Annotated in this window: 8 protein-coding genes; 3 read left to right on the plus strand and 5 right to left on the minus strand. The window is 66.6% G+C overall.

What is annotated here, in order from left to right; genetic code table 11:
* The coding region (locus tag Q7T84_RS02750) for a ribonucleotide-diphosphate reductase subunit beta (RefSeq protein ID WP_304806145.1) at window positions 1–215 on the minus strand (215 nt) is incomplete at its 3' end.
* 129 nt (window positions 216–344) lie between these two features.
* Between Q7T84_RS02750 and Q7T84_RS02755 the strand changes: the two genes are divergently transcribed.
* Window positions 345–581, plus strand: coding sequence for a hypothetical protein (locus Q7T84_RS02755; protein WP_304806147.1), 237 nt, complete (start codon window positions 345–347; stop codon window positions 579–581).
* Window positions 582–678: 97 nt separating this feature from the next.
* On the plus strand, window positions 679–4,236 hold the full coding sequence (locus Q7T84_RS02760; protein ID WP_304806148.1) for an autotransporter domain-containing protein: 3,558 nt from the start codon (window positions 679–681) through the stop codon (window positions 4,234–4,236).
* A gap of 208 nt (window positions 4,237–4,444) precedes the next feature.
* On the opposite strand, the gene Q7T84_RS02765 is transcribed toward Q7T84_RS02760, so the two are convergent.
* Together Q7T84_RS02765 and Q7T84_RS02770 are read right to left on the minus strand one after the other, a co-directional pair.
* Window positions 4,445–4,690 carry a DUF2798 domain-containing protein gene (locus tag Q7T84_RS02765; RefSeq protein ID WP_304806149.1) on the minus strand — a complete coding sequence of 82 codons (246 nt, stop codon included), beginning with the start codon at window positions 4,688–4,690 and terminating at the stop codon, window positions 4,445–4,447.
* Between the two features lie 204 nt (window positions 4,691–4,894).
* Window positions 4,895–5,572, minus strand: a complete 678-nt coding sequence (locus Q7T84_RS02770) for a nitroreductase (RefSeq protein WP_304806151.1) — start codon at window positions 5,570–5,572, stop codon at window positions 4,895–4,897.
* Between the two features lie 111 nt (window positions 5,573–5,683).
* Here Q7T84_RS02770 and fabA point away from each other — a divergent pair, with 111 nt between their 5' ends.
* Complete coding sequence (gene fabA / locus Q7T84_RS02775; protein WP_304806152.1) at window positions 5,684–6,211, plus strand: bifunctional 3-hydroxydecanoyl-ACP dehydratase/trans-2-decenoyl-ACP isomerase; 528 nt, start codon at window positions 5,684–5,686, stop codon at window positions 6,209–6,211.
* A 9-nt stretch (window positions 6,212–6,220) separates the two neighbouring features.
* Here the strand turns inward: fabA and Q7T84_RS02780 are convergent, their stop codons facing one another.
* Complete coding sequence (locus Q7T84_RS02780; protein WP_304806154.1) at window positions 6,221–7,063, minus strand: lipid A-modifier LpxR family protein; 843 nt, start codon at window positions 7,061–7,063, stop codon at window positions 6,221–6,223.
* Window positions 7,064–7,337: 274 nt separating this feature from the next.
* Window positions 7,338–7,464, minus strand: a 127-nt coding sequence (locus tag Q7T84_RS21105; RefSeq protein WP_370653608.1) for a hypothetical protein, incomplete at its 5' end; no start/stop codon positions are given.

Consider the following 7,464-nt stretch of genomic DNA (forward strand, 5'->3'; position numbering starts at 1 on the left):
TGGGTGAAGAATCGGAAAATCTGGGTGAGGAGATTGCGCTCCTTGTCATTGAGCTTGGCGGCCCAATCCTTGAGGTCCTCGCCGAGCGGAACCTCTTCAGGCATCCAGTGGACCTGCTGCTGCTTTTTCCAGAAGTCATAGGCCCACGGATACCGGAACGGCTTGTAGGCGAACGACGGGGTGAGCAGGCCTGGCAGGGAGGATGTGGCGGTCACCGACGGGACTTTCCAACTGGACGGATTCGGATAGGAACGATTCTGAGCTTAACGCACCGCTCACCAACATCTAGTGCCGACGTAGCCACAAGCCCCAAGATGTTGTGAACGGCCTGGGGAGAAAACCAGATGTTCAGGCTAACCCTTTATGGAGCCAAAGGTTCTGGCGCAGTCGCGGTCGAGGCGGCGTTGCAGGCGATGGGCCAGGACTACGCCCAGATCGATTCCAACACCTTTGACCCTAACGACCAAGCCAGCGGCGACAAGGTCCTGGCCGCCAATCCGATGCGGCAAGTTCCCGCACTGGTGCTGGCCGGGGGCGAGGTCGTCACCGAGAGCGCGGGCCGGCCGGCGATCCTGGCCTGAGTGTCGCCGCCCAACCAGCTTGCGGCGACGTTCATCCATTCCCTTCGCACTTTAGCAACCAAGGCGTGTTCTTGCTCACCAAAGTTGTGGGGGTACGATGGCTATACGAGACGCGCGTCTTGGGCGCTTTGGCGCGGCGATGGCCGTCCTGGGGTTGTTGCTGGTCGCGCAGCCGGCCCTCGCCGCCGCGCCTGATGCGCCGGTCATCGGGACCGCGACAGCTGGCGACAGTCAGGTCTCCGTCACCTTCACCGCGCCCGGCTCCAACGGCGGCTCCGCCATCACCACCTACACCGCGACCGCCAGCCCCGGCGGCGCGTTTGGGACGTGTGCGGGGCCAGCAGCCTGCACGGCCACGGTCACCGGCCTGACCAACGGCACGGCCTATACGTTCACCGTCACGGCGACCAACGCCGACGGGACCGGCGGCCCGTCGGCCTCGTCCAACACGGTCACGCCGAAGAGCAATCAGACCATCACCTTCGCCAATCCAGGCGCGCAGAACTTCGGCACGACGCCGAGCCTGAACGCGACGGCCACGTCGAGCCTGACCCCGACCTTCTCGTCCAGCACGACGGGGGTTTGCACGATCACCAGCGGTGGAGCCCTGACCTTCATCACCGCCGGCTCCTGCACCATCGACGCCGATCAGGCGGGCGACACCGCTTGGAACGCCGCGACGACGGTCACCCAGACCTTCACCGTCAACGCGATCACGCCGGGCGCGCCGACCATCGGGACCGCGACCGCGGGCGACACGCAGGCCACGATCAGCTTCACGGCTCCAGTTTCCACCGGCGGGGCGGCGATCATCGCCAGTGGCTATACCGTAACGGCCAGTCCCGGCGGAGCCACCGCGACCGGTTCGTCGTCACCGATCACGGTTACGGGCCTCACCAATGGCGTATCCTATACCTTCACCGTTACGGCGACGAACTCGGCGGGCGAAGGCGTTCCATCGGCTGCGTCGAACTCGGTCACGCCAGCGGCGCCGCAGACGATCACCTTTGGCAATCCCGGTACTCAGAACTTCGGCACGACGCCGACCCTGACGGCGACCTCGGACGCCGGCGGCGGCTATCCCGTGACCTTCACCTCCAGCACGACGGGGGTCTGCACCATCACCAGCGGCGGGGCGCTAACCTTCGTCACCGCCGGGAGCTGCACCATCAACGCCGACCAAGCGGGAGATTGGAGCTTCCTCTCCGCCAACCAGGTCAGCCAAACCTTCACCGTCGCGGCCGTCGCTCCCGGCGCGCCGACCGCTGTGACGGCGACGGCCGGCGACACCCAGGCCAGCATCGCGTTCACCGCGCCCACCTTCACCGGCGGGGCTCCCATCACAGGCTACACCGTGACGTCCAATCCGGACGGTATGTTCGGGACTGGCCCCGGCTCTGGCATCATCGTCACCAGCCTGACGAACGGCGCCCTTTATACCTTCACCGTCACGGCGACCAACTCGGCGGGGACAGGCTCGGCGTCAGCGGCGTCGAACTCGATCACGCCCGCGGCCACGCAAACCATCACCTTCGCCCTTCCGGGCGCGCAGAACTTCGGCACGACGCCGACCTTCACGGCGACGGCGGATTCCGGCCTGACACCAGTCTTCACCTCCAGCACGCCCGGCGTCTGCACGATCACCGGTGGCGGCGCCCTGACCTTCGTCACGGCAGGGATCTGCACCATCAACGCCGATCAAGTGGGGAACGGTTCGTACCTGCCGGCCACCCAGGTCAGCCGCAGCTTCGCGGTCAACGCGGTTGTTCCAGGGATCGCGACGATCAATTCCGTCGTGCCGGGCGACGGCCAAGTGGCCATCACCTTCACCCCGCCCGCCTTCACCGGGGGCGGGATCACCGGCTATCGCCTCACCGCGAGCCCCGGCGGGCTCACCACCATCTGCGCCGCTTCGCCCTGCGTGTTCGCAGGTTTGAACAACGGCGTCGCCTACAGCTTCACGATCGAGACGTTGAACGGTCCGCTCACGGGCGCCGCGTCGGGCGGCTCTCCGCCGGCGACGCCAGTCGGCCCTTTGCAGCCCACGCAGAGCGCCCAAACGATTTCGGCCCTGACGGTCAACCCGGGCGCGCCAGTGTTCAAACCCGGCGGGACGTTCAGCGTCAGCGCCGCCGGCGGCGGCTCGTCGAGCCCCGTAGTGTTCGCCGTAAGTCCAGCCAGCGCCGGGGTGTGTTCGATCCAGGGATCGACCGTGACCATGCTGACCAGCGGCCTGTGCACGATCAAAGCCGACCAGGCGGGGGACGCGACCCATCTGGCCGCGCCGACCGCGATGCTGGGTGTCACCATAGGCGCCGCGACGCCGACGCTGGGTTGGACCGGCGACCTGACCAAGAATTTTGGCGACCCGACGTTCGAACTCGCAGAGCCCAAGAGCGACAGCCGGGGGGCATTCAGCTTCGCAAGCAGCGATGTCGCCGTGGCGCAGGTCAGCGGCCGGATCGTGACCCTGGTCGGGCCGGGAACCGCGATCCTGACCGCCACCCAGGCGGCGGCGGGAGACTACGCCTCAGCCAACATCAGTCTGGTCCTGACCGTGACCTCGCGTGCCGATCCGACCAAGGACTCGACGGTGACCGCCGCCAGCCAGGCGCAGGTCGATGCGGCCGTCCGCTTCGCCGCAGCCCAACAGGCCAACGTGCAGTCGCGCCTGCGCCAACTGCGCAGTTCGGGCGGGACCAATGCGTCCAGCAACGGCCTGACCTTCAATCTGCACAGCGCGGCGGGCCGAGACATGAGCCTTCCGACCAGCGGCCTAGCGATAGGCCAGGGCGGCGCGGGTCTTCTCGAGGGCTGGGGGCTTTGGACTGCTGGGGCGTTGATCTTCGACGAACGCGCTGGGACCGACGGCTTCGCCGGCTTTGACGTGCGCAGCGAGGGCCTCAGCATGGGCCTCGATCGGCAGATCAATGACCAGCTGATCGTCGGCGCGGCGGCGGGCCTGGGCTGGAACGACACCGACTTCAACGGCTCGCCCTCGGGCATGGACGGCCAGCAGGGCTCAGTCTCGGGCTATGGCCTGTGGCGACTGAACGAGCACCTATTCATCGACGGCTTGATCGGCTGGGGACGGCTCGATTTCGACATGACCCGCTGGAGCGCCGAGGCCGGCGCCCTGGCCAGCGCCGAACGGAGCGGCGACCAATGGTTCGGATCGCTGACCATGGGCTACGAGCAGCGCAGCCCGCGCAGCGTCCTGACCGGCTATGGGCGCCTCGACGCCAGCCGCACGACGCTTGAGGCTTATCGGGAGACCGGCCTGGGCGCCTTCGACCTGGCCTATCGCGAGCAGACCATCGACAGTTCCAGCCTAGCCTTCGGGATCGAGGCCGGCCGGCGGTTCAAACACGGCGAGACCGGGTTGCGGCCGTTCGGGCTGATCGAGTACCGCGCCGCGCTGCAGAACAGCGGCGACCAGGCGATGAACTACGTGCTCAACCCGGCGACCAGTGACTACATCCTGTCGCTCAGCAGCTTCAACGACGACGCCTGGGTGCTAGGCGCCGGGCTCGATATCGACCTGCCGGCCGGCTGGCTGCTGTCGTTGAGCTATCGCCGCGAGGATGGATCGGAGATCGACAGCAACGGCTATGCGTTGAGCATCACCTATCGCGGCAAGACCACGCGGAATTAGGCCGGAGGTGCTCACTTCCCCATGCGGCCGGTCCAGCAGCTGCGGGGCCTGGAAGCCGATGGCGTCGTGAAGCGCACCGTCCACGCGCCAGCGCCGAGGTGGAAATTGCGGAGGGCTAAAGCCCCTCGGTGACGCACACGTGGATCCCGGACAGCCGCGGCGCAGCCTCCGGGACGACACGTAAGCGATCGCCACGCAGGCAGCCTCGTCAGGCTGGCTCGACCACCAGGGCGACAATGCGCCGGACAACCGGCAGCAAGAGCAGCAACGCCGGGAAGGCGACGAGCCATGAAACGCCCCAGGCGCCCATCCAGGCGGCCGGCATGGCGGGCGTCGCGCCAACGCTCTTGAGGGTCGAGATCCCAGACACCAGGAAGGTCATCAGGATCGACAACACCAGGGGCATGACAAGACCGGCGAAACGCGCGGGCAGACGGCGAGGAAATACAGACATGGAAGACTCCGTAAGCGCCGCGCGACACATCCAGCTCGCCAAAGCGGGCCTGACCCTTCGCCCGGCTGGGGTGGGGGTGGGATGCGTTGGCTAACGTAAACGCTTACGGAAGCGCCAGCGCGCTGCGGCGCGTTCAATAGCGGCACTTCCGATATATCTCAAGCCCCGGTCGAAGCGCCGCTTTCGCCCGCGCGCGTCTCGCCCCTAGTCGTCGAAACCGACGAACACGCTCGCCTCGGCCACCGCTTTGCGTTCGGACACAACAGCATTGGCCGGGAAGGTTTCATCTGGCCAGCCGAGCGCGATGCTTTTCATGATGACCTGATCGTCGGCGATCCCGGCGTGCTCACGCACCACCGGCGACTGCATGATGCCCTGGCTGTTGATCACCGCGCCCAGCCCGCGCGACCAGGCCGCGTTGACCAAGGCGGTGGTCACCGCGCCGCAGTCGAAGGGCGTGTCGTCGCTGCCGTCCAGCACGCGGTCATAGGTCACGATCACGCAGACCGGCGCGTCGAATTGACGGAAGCCGCGCAGCACCCAGTCCTGGCGCATCTCCTTGTCCTCGCGCGCGATGCCCATGGCCGAGAACAATTGCTTGGCGACGCCGACCTGCCGGTCGCGGTGCGCACCTTCGAAGGCCTGGCCCGTGCGGAACTCACGCGATTGCGGCACGCCCGACACCATCCGCTCGGTATTGCCGGCGCGGATCTTGTCCAGCGGCTCGCCGGTGATGACGTAGAAATTCCAAGGCTGGGTGTTCATCGACGACGGCGCACGCATCGCCAAGCCGATGATTTCCTCGATCAGCGCCCGAGGAACGGGATCGGGCTTGTAACCGCGGATGCTCCGGCGACCGAGAATAACGTCGTCAAACTGCATAGTGGCCTCTGAGATAATTGGCGCGGTCAATAAAGAGCTGTCAGCCTAGCTCCCCAGAGCCGCGGACGCTCGTAGGAATTCGATATTCAGACAGGTGGGAGCGACAAAGCCATGGCCGATCCGCACGAGTTTCATACGCCGAAGTCCAGCTACACCAAGGAAGATCTGATCGCGTCCAGCGACGGCGGTTATTTCGGTCCTGGCAATGCTCAGCTGCCGGCGCCGCCGATGCTGATGATGGACCGGATCACGAAGCTGAGCCTGGATGGTGGTGAATTCGGCAAGGGGGAGATCGTCGCCGAGTTGGATATCACCCCGGATCTCTGGTTCTTTCCTTGCCACTTTCCGGGGGACCCGGTCATGCCCGGCTGCCTGGGGCTGGACGCCATGTGGCAGTTGCTCGGCTATTGGCTGGGCTGGTCGGGTTCGCCGGGCAAGGGGCGCGCGCTTGGCGGCGAGATCAAGTTTCGGGGCGACGTGACGCCCCAGACCAAGCTGGTGCGCTATGAGGTCAGCGTGCGGCAAGCCCGGCGCGGCAAGCTGGCGCTGGGGGTCGCCCATGGCCGGCTGTTCGCGGACGACGTCTGCGCCTATGTCGCCACCGACCTGAGAGTCGGCATGATCACGCCCACGCCCTGAGCCGGGGGGCTATTTCTGCGGCTTGATCGACAGGGAGAAGGCCAGCATCGAGTCTTCCTTGGTCTTCTGGCCAAAGACCATGTGCTCGCCTTTCACCTCGCGGTGGATATAGCCGAACGAGGTCTGCATCGCGCCCTTGCGGTAGCCGACGCCGACGTGGGCGTCGCCGATCAGGGCGCTGGCGCGGTCGGTGGTCCAACCGTCGCGGTTCCAACCCTCGCCATTGTTGAGCATGTTGAGGCCAACCGCCCGGCCGCTGGCCGCGGCGAACAGGTACCAGCGGCCCTGATCGCCATAGGCCGCGCCGTCGCGGACCCCGATATCGTTCAAGCGGTCAACCGCGACGTCGTCGCGCTTCTGGCCGACGGTGAGGGTGGCGCCGGCCTCGGCCTGGCCGCCGGCGTTGCTGACGCCGACCCCGGTGTGGGGCGTCAGATTGACGTCCAGGTCGCCGGCGTCGAACCGCACAGGCGCCCAGTCGCGGGTGACCGCGATCTCATAGGCGTCGGCGTCGAACTGGGCGGTGCGATTGTCGAGGTTCTGCGGCAGGCCGCTGGGCGAGCGCAGACCGCCGCCGACGCTGAGGCGCAGGGAATCCACCGAGCCGGACTTCGTCTCGCCCAGCTTCAGCTCGTTCGTCCGCCAACGGACAGGCGTTCCGTCCGGGCGCACCTGCTCGCGCGAAATGAGACTGGAGAAGTCGTCGTCAGCCCGGGCGCGGGGCGCGAAATCGGGCGCGAAGGCCGCATCCATGAGCTGCGAAGAGCCCGATATCGTCGGCGCATTTTGCGCGGCGACCTCCGTCGCAGCGCCAAATCCGAGGGCGATGGCTAGACCAGCCAACAGCCTCATGGCGAACCTCCCGTACCGCATCGTTGAGCGCGCGGCTCAACAACCATCCCACGCTGATGGAATGGCGCAATCGGAAAATCCGTTCCCGGTCGTCAGGGGATATGGGGTTCACACCTGAGTTGATCGTCAGGTGGAAGTCACTTCGTGCCAATCCGGCACAGAACCGCGGGTTTTTGAGGCGCCGCCCGAAAAGGCCGGGGCCGGAACGACGCCGCCCGCTTGAAACCTGGAGGTCTCAAACGGGCGGGCGTTCATCTAGGCGCTGGCGCTCCGCCTATTGGCAGGCGAGGCACTCGTCATAATCGACGCGTTCAGTCGGGCCGGTGTCCATCATCACGATGCCTTCGCCGCCGGCGTGGGCCGCGCGTTGCACCGACTTGGAGCGCAGGTAGTAGAGCGAC

The sequence above is a fragment of the Phenylobacterium sp. genome, assembly GCF_030654915.1.
In the GTDB taxonomy this organism is placed as follows: domain Bacteria; phylum Pseudomonadota; class Alphaproteobacteria; order Caulobacterales; family Caulobacteraceae; genus Phenylobacterium.

Excerpts from the sequence above, each read along its gene's own strand:
- Q7T84_RS02755 (WP_304806147.1), top strand. The coding sequence starts at position 345 with ATGTTCAGGCTAACCCTTTATGGAGCCAAAGGTTCTGGCGCAGTCGCG.
- Q7T84_RS02760 (WP_304806148.1), top strand. The coding sequence starts at position 679 with ATGGCTATACGAGACGCGCGTCTTGGGCGCTTTGGCGCGGCGATGGCC.
- Q7T84_RS02765 (WP_304806149.1), bottom strand. The coding sequence starts at position 4,690 with ATGTCTGTATTTCCTCGCCGTCTGCCCGCGCGTTTCGCCGGTCTTGTC.
- Q7T84_RS02770 (WP_304806151.1), bottom strand. The coding sequence starts at position 5,572 with ATGCAGTTTGACGACGTTATTCTCGGTCGCCGGAGCATCCGCGGTTAC.
- fabA (WP_304806152.1), top strand. The coding sequence starts at position 5,684 with ATGGCCGATCCGCACGAGTTTCATACGCCGAAGTCCAGCTACACCAAG.
- Q7T84_RS02780 (WP_304806154.1), bottom strand. The coding sequence starts at position 7,063 with ATGAGGCTGTTGGCTGGTCTAGCCATCGCCCTCGGATTTGGCGCTGCG.